Origin of the sequence: Klebsiella terrigena, from assembly GCF_012029655.1 — a bacterium.
Lineage (GTDB): Bacteria > Pseudomonadota > Gammaproteobacteria > Enterobacterales > Enterobacteriaceae > Klebsiella > Klebsiella terrigena.
The window spans coordinates 3,428,104-3,444,082 of record NZ_CP050508.1; the positions used below are offsets into that span (position 1 = coordinate 3,428,104).

Annotated in this window: 18 protein-coding genes and 2 pseudogenes; 10 read left to right on the forward strand and 10 right to left on the reverse strand. The window is 56.5% G+C overall.

Annotated features, from left to right (window positions below; genetic code table 11):
- Positions 1-23: 23 nt before the first annotated feature.
- The gene (gene ampR, locus HCK03_RS16105) at positions 24-893 is read left to right on the forward strand and encodes a LysR family transcriptional regulator AmpR (RefSeq protein WP_143967343.1); all 870 of its coding nucleotides are present in this window, start codon (positions 24-26) and stop codon (positions 891-893) included.
- A gap of 84 nt (positions 894-977) precedes the next feature.
- On the opposite strand, the gene HCK03_RS16110 is transcribed toward ampR, so the two are convergent.
- Both HCK03_RS16110 and HCK03_RS16115 read right to left on the reverse strand, forming a co-directional pair.
- Entirely contained in the window at positions 978-1,538 is a 561-nt protein-coding gene (locus HCK03_RS16110) for a nucleotidyltransferase family protein (RefSeq protein WP_148250478.1), read from the reverse strand.
- Between the two features lie 98 nt (positions 1,539-1,636).
- Positions 1,637-2,521, reverse strand: coding sequence for a LysR family transcriptional regulator (locus HCK03_RS16115; protein WP_115193087.1), 885 nt, complete (start codon positions 2,519-2,521; stop codon positions 1,637-1,639).
- A 197-nt stretch (positions 2,522-2,718) separates the two neighbouring features.
- Between HCK03_RS16115 and HCK03_RS16120 the strand changes: the two genes are divergently transcribed.
- Positions 2,719-3,855 (forward strand): alpha/beta hydrolase, encoded by a 1,137-nt coding sequence (locus HCK03_RS16120; protein ID WP_167691894.1) that lies wholly within the window; start codon positions 2,719-2,721, stop codon positions 3,853-3,855.
- 200 nt (positions 3,856-4,055) lie between these two features.
- Positions 4,056-5,249, forward strand: coding sequence for an MFS transporter (locus HCK03_RS16125; protein ID WP_167691895.1), 1,194 nt, complete (start codon positions 4,056-4,058; stop codon positions 5,247-5,249).
- Here the strand turns inward: HCK03_RS16125 and HCK03_RS16130 are convergent, their stop codons facing one another.
- Complete coding sequence (locus tag HCK03_RS16130; RefSeq protein WP_227503281.1) at positions 5,250-5,456, reverse strand: AzlC family ABC transporter permease; 207 nt, start codon at positions 5,454-5,456, stop codon at positions 5,250-5,252.
- A gap of 96 nt (positions 5,457-5,552) precedes the next feature.
- Here HCK03_RS16130 and HCK03_RS16135 point away from each other — a divergent pair, with 96 nt between their 5' ends.
- A complete protein-coding gene (locus tag HCK03_RS16135) occupies positions 5,553-5,828 on the forward strand; it encodes a type 2 periplasmic-binding domain-containing protein (RefSeq protein WP_228283744.1) in 276 nt (91 codons plus the stop codon).
- Between the two features lie 68 nt (positions 5,829-5,896).
- Here HCK03_RS16135 and HCK03_RS16140 read toward each other — a convergent pair whose 3' ends face one another.
- From HCK03_RS16140 to HCK03_RS26410, 6 genes and pseudogenes are all read right to left on the reverse strand, one after another.
- Entirely contained in the window at positions 5,897-6,241 is a 345-nt protein-coding gene (locus tag HCK03_RS16140) for a cupin domain-containing protein (RefSeq protein ID WP_076945314.1), read from the reverse strand.
- A 51-nt stretch (positions 6,242-6,292) separates the two neighbouring features.
- Positions 6,293-6,793 carry a P-loop nucleotide/nucleoside kinase family protein gene (locus HCK03_RS16145; RefSeq protein WP_115193090.1) on the reverse strand — a complete coding sequence of 167 codons (501 nt, stop codon included), beginning with the start codon at positions 6,791-6,793 and terminating at the stop codon, positions 6,293-6,295.
- Positions 6,794-6,844: 51 nt separating this feature from the next.
- Complete coding sequence (locus HCK03_RS16150; protein ID WP_167691896.1) at positions 6,845-7,594, reverse strand: SDR family NAD(P)-dependent oxidoreductase; 750 nt, start codon at positions 7,592-7,594, stop codon at positions 6,845-6,847.
- Positions 7,595-7,662: 68 nt separating this feature from the next.
- Positions 7,663-8,175 (reverse strand): helix-turn-helix transcriptional regulator, encoded by a 513-nt coding sequence (locus HCK03_RS16155; protein WP_228283793.1) that lies wholly within the window; start codon positions 8,173-8,175, stop codon positions 7,663-7,665.
- A 60-nt stretch (positions 8,176-8,235) separates the two neighbouring features.
- Positions 8,236-8,352: pseudogene (locus HCK03_RS26490) on the reverse strand (HTH domain-containing protein); the annotation flags it as partial.
- Positions 8,353-8,407: 55 nt separating this feature from the next.
- Positions 8,408-8,755, reverse strand: a complete 348-nt coding sequence (locus HCK03_RS26410) for a hypothetical protein (RefSeq protein ID WP_228283745.1) — start codon at positions 8,753-8,755, stop codon at positions 8,408-8,410.
- 256 nt (positions 8,756-9,011) lie between these two features.
- Between HCK03_RS26410 and HCK03_RS16165 the strand changes: the two genes are divergently transcribed.
- Positions 9,012-9,455, forward strand: a complete 444-nt coding sequence (locus HCK03_RS16165) for a MarR family winged helix-turn-helix transcriptional regulator (RefSeq protein WP_227699850.1) — start codon at positions 9,012-9,014, stop codon at positions 9,453-9,455.
- Positions 9,456-9,509: 54 nt separating this feature from the next.
- Complete coding sequence (locus HCK03_RS16170) at positions 9,510-10,088, forward strand: TetR/AcrR family transcriptional regulator (protein ID WP_167691897.1); 579 nt, start codon at positions 9,510-9,512, stop codon at positions 10,086-10,088.
- Here HCK03_RS16170 and HCK03_RS16175 read toward each other — a convergent pair.
- Positions 10,064-11,171, reverse strand: a pseudogene (locus tag HCK03_RS16175) (iron-containing redox enzyme family protein). The gene HCK03_RS16170 and the pseudogene HCK03_RS16175 overlap by 25 nt on opposite strands.
- Before the next feature lie 211 nt (positions 11,172-11,382).
- Between HCK03_RS16175 and HCK03_RS16180 the strand changes: the two are divergent.
- From HCK03_RS16180 to HCK03_RS16195, 4 genes are all read left to right on the forward strand, one after another.
- Positions 11,383-12,282, forward strand: coding sequence for a DMT family transporter (locus HCK03_RS16180; RefSeq protein WP_167691898.1), 900 nt, complete (start codon positions 11,383-11,385; stop codon positions 12,280-12,282).
- A 48-nt stretch (positions 12,283-12,330) separates the two neighbouring features.
- Positions 12,331-13,470: an MFS transporter gene (locus HCK03_RS16185; RefSeq protein WP_143716903.1), complete on the forward strand. Its 1,140-nt coding sequence runs from the start codon at positions 12,331-12,333 to the stop codon at positions 13,468-13,470.
- On the forward strand, positions 13,443-14,672 hold the full coding sequence (locus HCK03_RS16190; RefSeq protein WP_123551281.1) for an aminotransferase class I/II-fold pyridoxal phosphate-dependent enzyme: 1,230 nt from the start codon (positions 13,443-13,445) through the stop codon (positions 14,670-14,672). The genes HCK03_RS16185 and HCK03_RS16190 overlap by 28 nt, the downstream gene beginning before the upstream one ends.
- An 84-nt stretch (positions 14,673-14,756) precedes the next feature.
- Positions 14,757-15,917, forward strand: coding sequence for an aromatic amino acid transport family protein (locus HCK03_RS16195; RefSeq protein ID WP_266096246.1), 1,161 nt, complete (start codon positions 14,757-14,759; stop codon positions 15,915-15,917).
- Positions 15,918-15,979: the final 62 nt, after the last annotated feature.

Sequence of the window (15,979 nt, forward strand, 5' to 3'; positions counted from 1 at the left end):
CAGTTTTTCTAACACATACGGCCATGACCAGAAGCTATCTCCCACTGAATGCCCTACGCGCTTTCGAAGCCGCTGCCCGGCACTTAAGCTTTACTCGCGCAGCCGTTGAGCTCAACGTCACGCACTCTGCTATTAGTCAGCAGGTAAGATCGCTGGAAGAACACCTTAATTGTCAGCTATTTGTGCGGGTATCGCGCGGGCTGACGCTGACGACAGAGGGCGAAAACCTCCTACCGGTGCTGAACGGTTCTTTCGACATCATCGCCGACACGCTCGATCGTTTTAGCGCCCCGCAACGGCGAGAAAAACTAAAAATAGGCGTCGTCGGGACATTTGCGGTGGGGTTCCTGCTGCCCCGGCTGGAGGATTTTCGCCGCTGCTGCCCGCATATCGACCTGCATCTGTCGACGCATAACAACCGGGTCGATCCCGCAGCCGAAGGGCTGGACTATACCCTTCGTTTCGGCAACGGCGCCTGGCACGATACCGAGGCCATATTTCTTTGCGATGCGCCGCTCACCGCGCTCTGCACGCCGGCGATAGCCCAGACGCTCTACAAACCGGCAGATGTGCTTAAGTACACCTTGCTGCGTTCCTATCGCCGCGACGAATGGGCAACATGGATGACGACGGCCGGTGAAGCCCCGCCGGCACCGACGCATCCGGTGATGGTTTTTGACACCTCGCTGGCGATGCTGGAGGTGGCGCAGTGCGGGGCCGGGATTGCGATTGCGCCAGCCAGCATGTTTAGCCATTTGCTCAGCGCCGGGCGCATCGTGCAGCCGTTCCCGACGGAGATTGATTGCGGTGGATACTGGCTCACCCGGCTGCAGTCGCGCCCCGAGACTGTCGCCATGCGCGACTTTGCAGCCTGGATAGCGAAGCAGTGGTAAGCCATGACGCTATTCATTGCGAAAAATGTCCGCGGTTCGAGGGAGTGACCCCCATCAGGAACATGCCCGTTCACCCTGCTCCGGCTATCCGGGAACAATCAGCTGCAGCAGGGGATAACGCTCAACCCATCTTTTGGCGGCAACCCGGTGTTTAAATACGGACAACCTTTGCTGCTCAAACTGCGGCGTCGGCCTTAGGCGGAGCGCGAATAGATCGGCAAGGCCGTAGGGAGCAATAACCTCAATAAGGCCCGTGTCGCCTATTCTGACGGCGACAGCCGTGGCCGTTTCAGGCCAGTAGCGGATAGCATCCTCCGTAGAGCGGTACGGCGCATTGCCGCTATGGTGATGCATTCTGGCCTGGTTCTTCACCGACCAGTCGAACGCGGGGCTCACTTGATTAAGCGCGGCTTCCAGAAGGCGATCGCCATCGGCAGTGCAGCGCGCAGCGTCAAACCACACCACGTCAACGTCTCCGCCGACGGGCCGCTGGCCGTATCCATGCAGGTGGTCCCAGACCGCATCCCGCACGAATCCGGCGCCGATCCAGCCGTCGTTGAGCCTTAAGGTTTGAACGGCATAAAGCGCCTTCATCCTCACGGCATCGTCTAACAACACTCTCTGCAACGCCTGCTGATATTCCATCGTCTTCCTCACCTGTTCCCTTCCGGCTATTGTCGCTTTAGCCCCCGCAGCTCGCTCCGGGTTCCCCGATGCCCTGCATTAAACTGTCGCGGCGCGCCTCATATCTTCAGTGTATCAATGACGATTCTCAGGGCCGGCGACACGTTGCGATGGGGATAATAGAGGAATGAGCCCTCCATGCGCAGGCTGTAGGGCTGCAGCACGCGGATAAGCACGCCGCGCGCTAAATCATCGGCCACCAGCTCTTCGGGAACATAGGCCAGCCCCAGACCTAGCCGGGCGGCCTCTGCCTCCATGTAGCTGTCGGAGAAGACCCACTGCCCCTGCGGTCGGTGGGTCATTTTTTTACCGTCCAGATTGAGCTCCCACTGGTACAGGCTTCCGTCGCCAAACTGATAGGCAATACAGGGGTGCGCCGCCAGCTCAGCCGGAGTTTGCGGAAAGCCGTAGCGACGAAAATGCTCGGGAGTGGCGACAACGACCATCTCCATATCCGGCGTAATGCGTACCGCGATCATGCCGCTGCCCACCTCCGGCCCCAAACGGACGCCGGCATCGAATCTCTCGGCAATAATATCGACGAAGCGGCTTTCACTCATCAGCTCCAGCCGGATATCGGGATAGCGTTGCTTAAATACCGCGAGCTTTGGCAGGAGGCATTTATCAATGGCGTGCTGGCTGGCATTGATGCGCACCGTGCCGGATGGGGTCTGACGATAGTGCGCCAGCGTGGCAAGCCCCGAATCTAAGGCGTCAAATCCGGACTCGGCCGTCTGGTAGAGCTGCTCGCCCGCCTGCGTCAGGGATAACCTGCGCGTGGTGCGTACCAGAAGCTGGACGCCCAGCCTTTCTTCGAGCTCGCGAACGGAACGGCTAATTCCCGACTGCGCCAGCCCAAGCCGCTGGGCCGCTGCGGTGAAGCTCCCCTCCCGCACCACCTGCATAAACAGGTAGAGCTCATTATAGTTTTCCCGTTTTGCCATCAGTGCCTCCTGCGGTGCCGGGCGACATCTCGCCCGCTTCACCGCCCTTTCTATAACAATATGATATTAATCCTAGCACTTTACCCCCTCTAATCAGCACTATTTCTGCTAACTATAATGAGCCCCATGAAACAAAGCACCGCAGCGTTGTCCGGATGAAACCTGTACCTGTATCCTTTTTTCCAGGGGAATTTTTGATGAATACTTTCACCAAAAAACTGACGTCCGCTATACCTGCGATGCTGCTATGTGCATCATTAAGTGGAGTCACGACAATGAGTTATGCTGATACGACCAATCCAAATGCGCCCGTTTCGATGATTGAGAAATGGAATAAGACCTTCGCCGAAAGCAGTAAGGTGGATCACCGTAAGGTGTCATTCCAGAACCGGTATGGCATCACCCTGGTGGGCGATCTTTATCTCCCCAAACAGCGGGGAGATCGCCGGCTGGCGGCAATCGCGGTCAGCGGGCCTTTTGGCGCGGTGAAAGAGCAATCCAGCGGCCTGTATGCGCAGACTATGGCTGAGCAAGGCTTTGTGACGCTGGCGTTCGATCCCTCCTACACCGGCGAGAGCGGCGGTCACCCCCGCAACGTCGCCTCCCCGGATATCAACACCGAGGACTTTAGCGCGGCGGTTGATTTCCTCGGCTTACAAAAAGAGGTCGATCGCAACCGTATTGGCATCCTCGGCATCTGCGGCTGGGGCGGGATGGCGCTGAACGCGGCGGCAATGGATACCCGCATTAAGGCGGTCGCTACCAGCGTGATGTACGACATGAGCCGGGCGATGGGCCACGGCGTTGGCGAAGGCAAAGACCGTTATTCCACGGCCGATCGCCGCGCCGTCCTGCAGTACCTGAACGAGCAGCGCTGGAAAGATGCGCAGAGCGGAACCTTCGCCCATGCCGGTCACGACATCTACGTCGACCAGAACGGCAAAGCCAGCGCTGCAGAACGTATTCTGCCTGAGACCCTCCCCGCCGATCCTCACCCGGTGCTGAAAGAGTTCTTTGACTACTACCGAATGCCGCGCGGCTTCCACGAACGTTCGGTGAATTCCACCGGTGCATGGACGGCGACGACGCCTTTATCGTTTATGAATATGCCGCTGCTGAGCTACGCCAGTGAAATCACCATCCCAACGCTTATCGTGACGGGAGAAAAGGCCCACTCGCGCTACTTTGCGGAAGATGCTTTTAAAGCCGTCGGCAGCAAGCAGAAGGCGCTGGTTATTGTGCCGGGCGCGAACCACGTGGACCTCTACGACAACGTCGCCGGTAAAATACCTTTTGCGCGCTTCGAGCAGTTCTTCAAAGACGGCTTAAAGTAGAAACCTCGAAAGCTAACCTTTGACAAGCCGCCGGACGCTGGCCGGCGGCTTTTATTCCGATGCCTCCAGGCAGATGTTATCGAGCCCCGCTGACAGCATCGCACTTCATCCTTATCCATAATGTTGATCGCTATTGCATAAATAGCGTCCGTTCCGGCGCGAGCACCGCCAGCCCGGGGCGATATCCAGAGATGTAGCCCATGTCCATACTGAACCCTGTAACACCCCGCGCTGAAGAGCACGCCCACTGGGGCGGCATTTTTGCCATGACCCTCTGCGTTTTCGTGCTGATTGCCTCGGAATTTATGCCGGTCAGCCTGCTGACGCCGATTGCCAAAGATTTGGCCGTGACCGAGGGGCTGGCAGGCCAGGGAATTGCCATCTCCGGGGCGCTGGCGGTCCTGACCAGCCTGACCCTTTCCGCTATTGCCGGCAACCTGAATCGCAAATACCTCCTGCTGGGAATGACGGCTCTGATGGCGGTGTCGGGGATCGTTATCGCCCTCGCCTCCAGCTTTGCGATCTACATGGCGGGACGAGCCCTGATTGGTATTGCCATCGGCGGATTCTGGTCGATGTCTGCGGCCACCGCCATTCGCCTTGTGCCGCAGCACCAGGTCTCCCGCGCGCTGGCTATTTTTAACGGCGGTAACGCGCTGGCGACGGTGGTGGCCGCGCCGCTGGGTAGCTATCTCGGGGCGACTATCGGATGGCGCGGAGCCTTCCTGTGCCTGGTGCCCGTGGCGATCGTCGCCTTCATCTGGCAGTGCATCAGCCTGCCCAATATGGCGGGCAGCACAAGCCGCGCGCCGCGCGCAAACGTCTTTCGCCTGTTCGGCCGCCCGGTGGTCGCCATGGGCATGTTTGCCTGCGGCCTGTTCTTTATGGGGCAGTTTGCGTTATTTACCTACGTGCGCCCGTTTCTGGAGACGGTAACGCGGATAAATAGCTCCGGCCTGTCGCTTATCCTGCTCACTATCGGGGTGGCGGGTTTTGTTGGCACGCTGTTCGTCTCCGCGTTCCTCAACGCGAGGTTTTACCTGACGCTGATGGCCCTGCCTCTGCTGATGGCCGCCATCGCCGGGATGCTGATACTGGCCGGGCACAGCCTGTGGATGGTTGCCCTGCTGCTGGGCCTCTGGGGGATGTTTGCCACCGCTGCACCCACCGGATGGTGGACATGGGTAGCCCGCACCCTGCCCGAAGATGCCGAGGCCGGAGGTGGGCTGATGGTCGCGACGATCCAGCTCTCGATCGCCCTGGGTTCGACGGCAGGCGGCGTTGTGTTTGACCATTTCGGCTGGCAGTACGCTTTTGCGATGAGTCTCGCGCTGCTGCTCGGCGCCGTCGTGCTGACGTTTTTCACCGCCCGTCAACAAGCCGACGCGCGTTAATCACCGTCTGACGAATGCTGAGACGAGGATCCCATAGCGCTTAGCCGGGGATAAATAGCGTAGCCACGGATACAGCGTGGCTCCCATTAGCAGATGCCTGGCATTGATCGCGAAAACGGTCGCCGCAAGCGTGACTAGCGGCACCGGCTCTCCCCACAGGCCAAGCGCGGCGAACTGGGCGTAGCCGGCGAAAACCAGCAGGCTCATCATGGTCGCCGTAAGATGGCTTAGGCCCTCCTGCGAGGCCGCGAGGCCAAAGGCAGCGCTATCAACGCACTAGCCCTACAGGGACGCCGGTATAAAGTGGTTTATAACAGCTCCAGCCTCTCAGGCCAGATTGCGGCAGTGGAGAGCGGGCTGGCGGTCGCGGTGCTGACCCAGTGTAGCGCCCCGCCGCACCTGCAAATTTTGGGCAGGGAGCAGCAGCTCGGGCCGCTGGAGCCGATGGCGGTGGCCTTATACCGAAGCCGGGCGTCAAAAGAGTCTCTGGCGGTCGGGAGCCTGTATGAGTCGCTGCTGAGGACGCTGAGAACGTCGGCGGCGGACCCTTTCGCTTATCGCGACCCCGAGCAGCGCTGACGGCCCGTTTTATGCCCCGGACGATCGCCGCTAACTCATCGCGCCCGGTGCCAGCCCGGGATTGGTTGTCAGGATGGCGCGAGGTCGGTTCGATCGCCGCGCGTCGTCGGATGGGAGATAACGATAAATTCCACCGCAGAATCGCTATCGTTTCTCGCCTGGTGCTCTGACCCGGGGGGAATTTCCAGCCCCTGCTGAGCGCCGATCTCGTGCCTCTTCCCCGCCAGCTCCATGGTAAGAACCCCCTGCAGCACGAAGAAGAACTGTCTGGACAGGCAATGATAGTGGCGCTTTTCGCAGGTGCCCGGCGGCATTTTTTCGTGAATAATGAGCATGTCCTGGCGGTTGAGCAGATACCAACCGTCGCAGCTATCGCCCCAGACATAATGCTCAGCGTTCTCTTTTGAAATCATCGCCCTGCTCCTTTTTTAAGCTATCCGCTGCTCGGGGAAGTGACGGCAAGCTTACCGGGCAAGCGCGGCGACCGCCAGCGTAACGCATTGCTCAACGGACAGTTTTCCGCTGTCGAGCACCAGCCGCTCTCTGTTCCAGGGCTCATAATGCAGGCCGGTAACGTTATGCCACTCCGGCAGGATTAATCCCTTGACCTCTGATGTCCGGGTTTCGACTCGCCGGCGATGTTCATCCCTGTCGGAGCACACCACTTCTATCTCTAAGAAGTCGCGCCCCGTAGAGCGCGCAACGTCGCGGTAAGCATCGCGCGTGAGGGTCAGGGGGTTCACCGAATCGGCAACGACCGTCGCCCCCATCTTGAGGTTTTCCCTCGCCACTGAACAGGCGACAAAGTAGCCCTCAGGCCCCATCTCCCGCGGATGTTCATCCGCTTCGCGAATTGCCTGCTCGATGGTGTCTATCCGCAGATAGAAGGCGCCGAGTCGCTTCACCAGCGCCTGCGCAATCGTGCTTTTCCCGCTACCGGGTAAGCCGCTGAAAATAATGAACATCGTTGGTCCTTAATCTCCTTTTGGCCGGAGAATATCGTCTCAGGCAAGCATTTACTCCGCCAGGTAGCCGCCATCGATGGGATAGACGCCTCCGCTGCAGAACCCTGACTTTTCTGACAGCAGGAACAGGATAAAATCTGCCACCTCCTGCATTTTAGCCATTCTCTTTAGCGGATGGCTATTCGCAAAGGCGCGCTGAACGTCTGCGGGCAGTTGATTTATACGCGGCGTGCTGACGTATCCCGGAGCCACGGCGTTGACCCGCAGGCCCTGCTGCGCAAACTCCAGCGCGGCGGTTTGGGTGAGGCCAATAACGCCGTGTTTGGCCGTCGTGTAGGGCGCCAGCCCGGGAATACCGACCAGGCCATTGACTGAGGATAAATTCACGATCGCCCCGCCGCCAGATTTCAGCAGCGGCGGAATTTCATATTTCATACAGTAAAATACGCTGCTCAAAGAGGTGGCGATCACCCTCTCCCAGTTATCTATCGTCTGCTGCGCAATATTTTTATTACTTTCGCCGGTGATTCCCGCGTTATTAACCGCATAATCCAGTCTGCCAAAGCGGGACACCACCTCATCGATCATCCGCCTCACCTGCTCCGGCTGCGAAACATCGCACGCGATACCGGCGGCGGTGCGTCCATCCGCTGACAGCGATTTAGCCTTGCGCTCCGCCTGTTCGCGGGATCGACCGACCACGATCACCCGCGCCCCCGCCTGGTGTAATTGCTCCGCGACCACCTCACCGATGCCGTCGGTGCTGCCGGTCACTATTGCGACTTTGTGTTGAAAGCTCATGTTCGCTCCTGTAGAGAATGATGTTTTTTGCTCTACAGGAGTATATGAAAAGGCAGTGACAGCTTTTGTCAGTACTCGTCGTCCAGGCGAAGCCCCTCCTGCGCCCTCCATTTTCGCAATAAGCCGATCCTGCTTTCGTTATATTTATCGGCAAGCAGCGCGATTTGTATTATCCGGTCGGTTCTGAAGTGGCGAAAATCTTTTCGCAGTTCGCACCATCCGGCCAGCAGCCAGCACTCCTCCATATAAACCAGCGCCACCGGCCATATTACTCGGGAAGAGCGCCGCTCGTTTTTAGCGCAATAGGCTATTTGAACTTTATGTCGGTGATTAATTGCGTGGCGCAGCTCAGGAAAAAAAGCCTCATCTCTTTCACCCGGCCCGGTCAGCAATGACTGATACTCGATATGCTCCTTTAATTTATCAGGCGTCACCGAATGTATTTTAGCCAGCGTGCTTTTAGCGATCCTTTTAAAATCCGCATCGGTATTATGACAAACCCAGCTTAGCCCGAGCGTCAGGGCGTTAATTTCCTGGGCCGTAAAAACCAGAGGCGGCAGATGATAGTCCGACTTAATCATATATCCCATGCCGGAACTGCCCTCAATGCAGACCCCCTGCTGCTGGAGCGTCTGAATATCCCGGTAAACGGTGCGCACGCTTATCGCCAAATTTTCTGCAAGGGTCGATGCGGTAACCGGATAGCGGTGCTCCCGCAGGATCTGGAGCATTTCAAGGAGCCTTTGCGTGCGGGTCATCGCGTTTTCCTGTTATTCGCCGTGCCTCGTTGTGCACTTTGCCCGGCTGCGGGTGTTAATACCGGGACGGGCGCAGAGAATCAAACGCCGATCGGCAACGGCCTGATAATAGATAGCTGAAGAATACCCCATTCCTCAATGCGGCGGCATCTATCGCAGGCCTGATTGCAGACCATCTTTGAAACTCGCGGGCGGAGGCCAGCCGTGCGTTATCGGATAGCTGAGATGAGTCATCTATCTGCCGGTTATTAACCCAGCGCACGGACAGCGGCGTAATAATGGCGGCAACCACCGACAGCGCGGCAATTAACAGATAGCCGGACGACAGATTAATATGCTGCAGCATCAGTCCCATAATCACCGGGCCGACGAACATTCCCAGCGAGTAGTTTGATTCGCTCATCACCGGTTCGAGGTGATACGTTGTCTCTTTATGCGCCCAGCGCAGTGCTGAAAAGCCGCAGCCCGGCGAAAGAGAAGAGTAAGCCCTGCGCGTCGGGCAAACGACAGCCGGTGCGCCTCCCGCCGGGCGGCCAGGGTGAGGGTTCTGCGCCACACCGCGCAAAAATACCCCGCCGCCGTTCTTTATCTCTCTGATAAATTCCCTTAAAATTTTATCTGTTGCGCAAGATAATCAACAGCAAGGTAACTTTCTCGCTATGAAAACGCAGACGCGACGGGAAATCGGCACCCAGCTTTCATTCGCGCTTTACGGCGCGGCCAGCCGCATGAACCGGCTGCATAAGCCTTTCCTCGATCCGCTGGGGCTTACCTTCCCACAGTATTTAGTCATGCTTGAACTTTTTCGCATGACGCCCCGTACGGTGGGTGACATTGGCAACAGTCTCGGCATGGATACCGGAACTATTACGCCGGTATTGAAACGTCTTGAGCGCGCAGGACGCATCTGCCGCACCCGCGACAGCGCGGATGAAAGGCGCGTTCTCATCACCCTGACCGATGAAGGGAACGCCCTGCAGGACAAACTTTGGTGCATAAGCGAGCGCATAGAATCCGCCTGCCGGCTGTCGGAAGCCGAGCTGGCGGAGCTTCTTGACGCCCTCAATCATTTTGCGCAACCGGCTAAAAGAACCGCAGGGTGAGTGCTGCGGGAGAAGAGAACAGAGATGACGTTAAAGAGCTCGACAGGAACCAGCATGAAGCCAAAACAGGCGGAAATTATCCGCCAGTCCACGTCTCTGTTTAACAGGGAGGGATATCAGTCGCCGAGCATCGATCGTATTTCGGAGAACGCCGGCATCTCCAAAATGACGTTCTATCGCTACTATCCGGATAAAGAAGCGCTCATCCTGGCCATTTTACAGCTGAAAGAGCATGAGTTTATGCAGGCTCTGCAGAGCATTACTGCGGATAAACCCTCCCCGCGAGAGAAGCTGTTTGCCGTGTTTGAGTACTATAACAACTGGTTCACCTGCGAGGATTTCCACGGCTGCATGTTTACCCGCGCGCTGTTCGAATATGGCACCTCATCCCCGGCAATCCGCGAGAAATGTTCGCGGTTTAAATCGCGCCTCTACCAGTTTTTCCGCGATATTTTGCGGCTAGTCTTAAAACCGGAGCCAGCCGAGCGGGTGGCAATGATGATGGTCATGCTTATCGACGGTGCAATCGCCGCCCAGCAGGCGGAGTCGTCAGAGTGTCGGGAGATCCCCCCGGGTATGACGGCCTGGAGCGCGGCGAAAGCGCTTATTTACTCCGAAGGTGGAACGCTCTGATCCTCACGCCGCGCCGGGCGCATCCAGCGCCTGCAGGGACTCGAGCAGGCGATCGTAGTAATCGCAGCACGTCTGCAGTCGAAGCGCCGCGCCGGCGTAGACCTCCTCCAGCGCCGCCGGATATTTTTTGCCGATGGGGACAATAACGTTATTCAGCCATCCGTCGGCATGGCCGATATCCACCGTGATGTGTTCCGAATAGTAATGCACATCGCGCTCCGTCAGGCCAATGCGGCGGCACCCTGCAACGAGCTTCTGATACTGCGGCGGATCCAGCAGCTCCGTCATCGCCATTACGCCAAGGGATTTATAGTAATGCTGCCGGTTAACGCCGCCGAGCATGAAAGCGTTGTATCCGGCGAGCCCCTGCCAGTCATACAGATGGGCAAAATGGTTATCGGGTAAGGCAATATCCCGGCGTTTCAGCAGATCCTTATACAGATTAACGTGGGTGATCTCATTGCTTCCCTGGCCTATCTCATCCCAGAGGTTTTGCGCAATCTCCGCGCGGGTTTCCGGCATAGAGCCCACCAGCCCCATCGCCACCAGATCGAAGAACAGCAGGTTCAGCGCGCTATCGCTTTTGAAAAAATACTCTATTTGCGCTTCTGAAGCGCAAGCGGAGAGAAAGTCGAAAAGCGGATGGTGCGAGGCCGGGTGCCTCTGACATAAATCACGCAGCTCTTCGACGATATTCCCGGCGTTCAGTACCGGCTTATGGGCAATAAAACGTTTGTTTTCCACCCGCAGCCACTCTGACTCAATATAGCTTCTTACCGCAGAGAGCAGAGGGTGGAACTGGTTCTGCGCCGGCGCGGATAGTGGCTCAGCCAGCCAGGCCTGATAAAGCTTGAACAGCGCACCGTGGGCGCACTTTCGTGCCTCGGGGTCGCCGGCGGAAAAAGCCCTGGCGCAGGTGTTCTCCGTAAGATGCCAGACCCTGTCTGCGAGCAGCGGATTGGCCGTTAGCTTCAGCGAAAGTGCATTGCTGTGGATGAGCTGGTCGATCGTTTCATCCAGAGAAGGCATCGACACAGAGCCATGGCGCTCGTTACCGGTGAAATCATTCTCATTGGTACGCATTAATTTATCCCTGTAAAATGCATGGTATATATACGTTATAGTACAGCCATACACGCCGCAATAAGATTTTTAGCACACCCGCGATAAATAACTAAACCAATGATAATAATATAAAAATTTATAAACTTTATTTTATATTAAAAAAAAGTTGATGTGGTTAAAATTTTAACGTTACCATTTAGTACAGTTTTAAGCGATGAAAGGAATCAGCATGCCTTATCTGTTACTCACGCTGGCGGCCCTGTTCTGGGGGGGGAATTATGTCGTAGGACATATTCTTGTGCAGGGTGCAGATCCGATCCTCATGACCGAAGCACGATGGGCGCTGACGGCGCTGCTGCTGGTGGTGCTCTACCATCGGCAAATAAAGGAGAGCCGCGTGCTGCTGCGTGAAAATGCCCCTACGCTGCTGATCTTAACCCTCTGCGGGCAGGTAAGTTTCCCCCTCACGCTCTACATAGGCCTGCAGACGACCTCTGCGCTGAATGCGGCGATCTACATGTCCGCGACCCCCTGCATGGTCCTGATTATTAATCGTCTTATTTTCCGCGACCGGGTTTCGGCGCGTAACTGGCTGGGCGTCGTCTTCAGTACGGCGGGCGTGCTGATCCTTCTTCTGCAGGGCAACCTGCTGCATCCAGAGGGGCTGAGGAGTTTCCAGTCGGGCGATCTCTGGGCGATGGGATCGGCGCTGAGCTGGGCGCTCTACTGTTCCCTGCTGCGCAATAAGGACCGCCGCATTCCGGCGAACGCTTTCGTCGCCGTCAGCTCGCTCGTGGGCGCCCTTCTGCTGATCCCGGTGGTGGTATTGTGGCTCGCGCGCCATCCGGCCCTCTCTTTCGCCGCTTACCACGACGTATTTTTTCTCAGCGGCCTGGCGTACCTGGTTATTTTCCCCTCGTGGCTCGCCTATTTATTCTGGAATAAAGGCATCGCCGCCATCGGTGCCACCCGCGGTGAAATTTACACGCATATTATTCCTCTTTCCGGCGGGATATTAAGCATCCTGTTTTTACATACTCCACCGCACGTATATCACCTGGCGAGTGCCCTGTTAATCATGACAGGGATCGGCATCTGTTCCGTCGAGAAAAAAGCCTGCAGAAATTAAATAACCACTCCCGATGATTTAACCCGCTAACTTAAGGAAGAGCTTATTATGCTCAGGATGTATCTGTATCTTATTCTTGCCGCATCGGTATCGGCGCTGGCAACGGATATGATCGTGCCCGCGCTGCCGATCCTCCAGACGGCCTTCAATACAGATTACTCAACCATCCAGTTGACGATTAGCGGCTTTCTTGTGATATACGCAGCGAGCCAATTAGTATCGGGATTTGTCGGGGATAAATTTGGTAAATTACGGGTACTGACGTGCAGCTTTGCCATTTTCCTCGCCGGAAGCGTCCTCTGTTTTATGGCCGAGAGCTTAACGATGCTGCTGGCCGGCAGGGTATTACAGGCCGTAGGCGCCGGGGCCGGTCCGGTGCTTTCAAAAGCCATCGCCAAAGAAACGTTCCCCCCGCTGAAGCTAAAACGCGCGCTTTCCGATATCTCCTCAGCCAGTGCCGTCGTTCCTCTTATTGCCCCGCTGGCGGGGGCGGCGATCCTCGGGCATCTGAGCTGGAACGTGATTTTCCTGGTCATGGCGCTATTTAGCGTCCTGACCATGCTCCTCTCCCCACGCGCCCTCGCGCATCACGATCGGCTCGCCGCTTCCTCCACCGGCGGTTTTATCACGCCGGCATTTATCCACGGAACCTTGCTGGTTTCGCTGATCCTCAGCTCACTGTTTTGTTATATCTCGCTATCTCCGGCGATCTTTATGCAGCAGCTTGGTCTGAGTACGATGAATTATTCCCTGCTGTTTTCAGCATCGGTGTTGTTTTTCATTATTGGTAATCAGGCGGCGAAATTCGAGCAGTTCATCAATCCGTGGGTTTTATTTTCGCTAAACGCCCTGGCGGTTGCGCCATTTATCCTCGGCAGCCACTCGCTTAGTTTATGCGTTGCCGGCGCGATGGTTTTTAACTTCAGCCTTGGCGCCTATTATCCGACCGCTAACTTTATCGCGCTGCAAATTAAAGGCAATAAAACGGGGGTGGCCGCATCCCTCACCGGATTTATTCAAACAGCGAGCGCCGGAACCATTAGCTTTTTGGCGGTAAAACTGACGGATACCGGTATTGGTTTCGACAGGACGCTTGGCGTGAGCACCTTATCGCTGGCGATGCTGTCTCTTGTGGTAGTCACTTCAATTAAGGTAACACAATGGAAAACTGGCAAAAAAAGAAAATAGACAGGTCGTTGAAATATCAGTCCCGGGTATTTTCAGAGCATATTAATGAACTGGTGGCGGTGCAGCGAGAAGGAAAAGAAATTACCCTCGATGACGGGAGAAAAATGGTCGAGTTCGTCTCCTGCTCTTACCTCGGCCTCGAGACGCACGCGGCGCTGAAACAGGCGGTTGTTGACGCTATCGACCGGTTTGGAGTGCAGCTGTCGGTCGCCAGAACGCGAGTGAAGGTCGATCTCTTCCCGCAGCTGGAAGCACGTCTGAACAGAATCATGCATGGGGCCCATACCCTGACGTTCAACGCGGTGACTCCCTGCCATATTGCGGTCTTACCACTGCTGGCGTCCGGGACGCTGCCGAACTTTACGTTCAGCAAAAAACCCTACTTTATTATGGAGAAAACGGCGCATGCCACGCTGCAGATAAACCGCGGTCTTCTCCAGCAGTTCGGGGAAGTGGTCAGGATTGATTTCCAGAACGAGGCGCGAATTGAACAAGCCTTCCGCTACGCTTTCAGCAACGGTCTGACGCCGGTCTCAATATCAGACAGCGTAGGGTCAATGGGCGGCGTGGCCCCCGTGGCGCTCATCGTCCGCCTGGCGCATCAGTATGACGGCTATGCCTATATCGATGACGCGCACGGCACCTCTATCTATGGCGAATATGGTTCGGGATACGTGATGTCATGCCTCGACCATCAGCTTGACGAACGCATTATTATCGCCGGGTCGCTATCCAAAGCATTCGGCTCCCACGGCGGATTTATTGCCTGCCGCAGTGCGGAGACCATTAACTTTATCAAGACCTACGGAACCACCTACGCCTTTGGCGGGCCGCCGTCATTGCCCGGGATTGCCGCCTGCGTAGCCGCAGCCGATCTCCACCTCGACGGTACCGTTGCCGCCCGCCAGGAGAAATTGCACAACGTCATTCGCTATTTCGACGAAGTGTTTGCTAATACCGCAATCGTTAACCGGGGTACCACGATGCCGATTAGGGGGATCCTGATTGGTGACGAGGATCTCGCCATCACGATGTGCAAAAAAATGCACGACCGCGGCTTCGCCACCACCGTCGCGATGTATCCGACCGTTGAAGAGGGGCATGCCATTCTGCGCTGCGCCCTGTCGGCTCTCCACCAGAGCGGACAAATCGACAGCTTCCACGAAAGCTTCGAAAAATCACTGGCTGAAGCCACAAAATAGCAGCTGCTGGCCCGCGAAGACGGGCCGCTTACGGACATCACTCATATGAAAGGAACCGGGTTCCCTCTGCGGGGAACGTCTCTCATGGTGGCAACAATTATCGGCGGAGGCATGTTCGCGTTGCCGGTTGCCTTCGTCCACGTGTGGTATTTGAAGGGTCTGCTGGCACTCTCGGCGACGGGGCTCCTGATGCTGATGACGGGGCTGATCCTCGTGGATATCACGATGCGATTTCCACAGGGAGCAAGCTTTCATACCTTCACGAAAGCGCTGCTCGGTCCCGGCGCCAGCGTTGTCATCGGTATCGCTTTTTGTTTTGTGCTTTATTTGCTCACCTATGCGTATATATCAGGCGCGGCATCTATATTAAATGGCCTCATTCCTCCCGCCGGGATGGGCCGCGGCTGGCTGCCAATTGTCCTGCTGTCGCTGACGACCTCGGTTATTCTGTGGGCCGGCGGCAGGCTCCCCGGCTATATTCTCTCCTGCCTGATTGCGGTGAAGTTTACCCTCTTTCTGCTGCTGTTCGCAGGGGCTGCCGGCGGCGTGAAGCTGCTCAGGCTGCTGGAAACCACCCGTGGAACGTCGCTACAGTATTACCTGCCCGTCATTCCGGTATGCATTATTGCCTTTGGTTTTCATGGCAGTATTCCCTCCCTGACGAGGATGTACCGACGGGACAACCACCGCGCTATTACGCGCTCTCTCTATTACGGCTTCGCCGTCTCGTTGCTGATCTACGCCTTCTGGCTGACCATTACCCTGGGAGTACTCACTCCCCAGGCTATTCAGCATGTTAGCAACGAAGGTGGAAACATCGGCGCGTTTCTTGCGGCCCTCAATATCAACCAGCCCACGTCCGCCACCGGCCTGATGTTCATATCATTCGGATGCATTGCCGTTTTGGCCTCTCTGATGTCCGCCTCAATCGGCCTGTGTGATTATCTTGAGGATATACTCAATAAACGCTACCGCCGCGCCTCGCGGCCGCTGGCGATATTCCTGACCTATTTCCCTCCGGCCCTGGCCTGCATTTTCGCCCCACAAGGTTTTTTATCTGCGCTGGCCTTTGCCGGGATCTCATTGGTGCTGTGGAGCATATTACTGCCGCCCTGCTTGCTGATTAAGGCCCGACGCTCGTCGCTGCCTCCGGTATATAACTTCCCGGGCAATAACCTGCTGCTGAAATTTATCACTGTCGTTGGCGCCATGCTTTGGCTGCTGATGATTTACACCTTTATTTAACGATTAAAAATTTAAGCACTCACAACTCACTTATAAGGAAAACAGTATGTCTTTTATTAAAC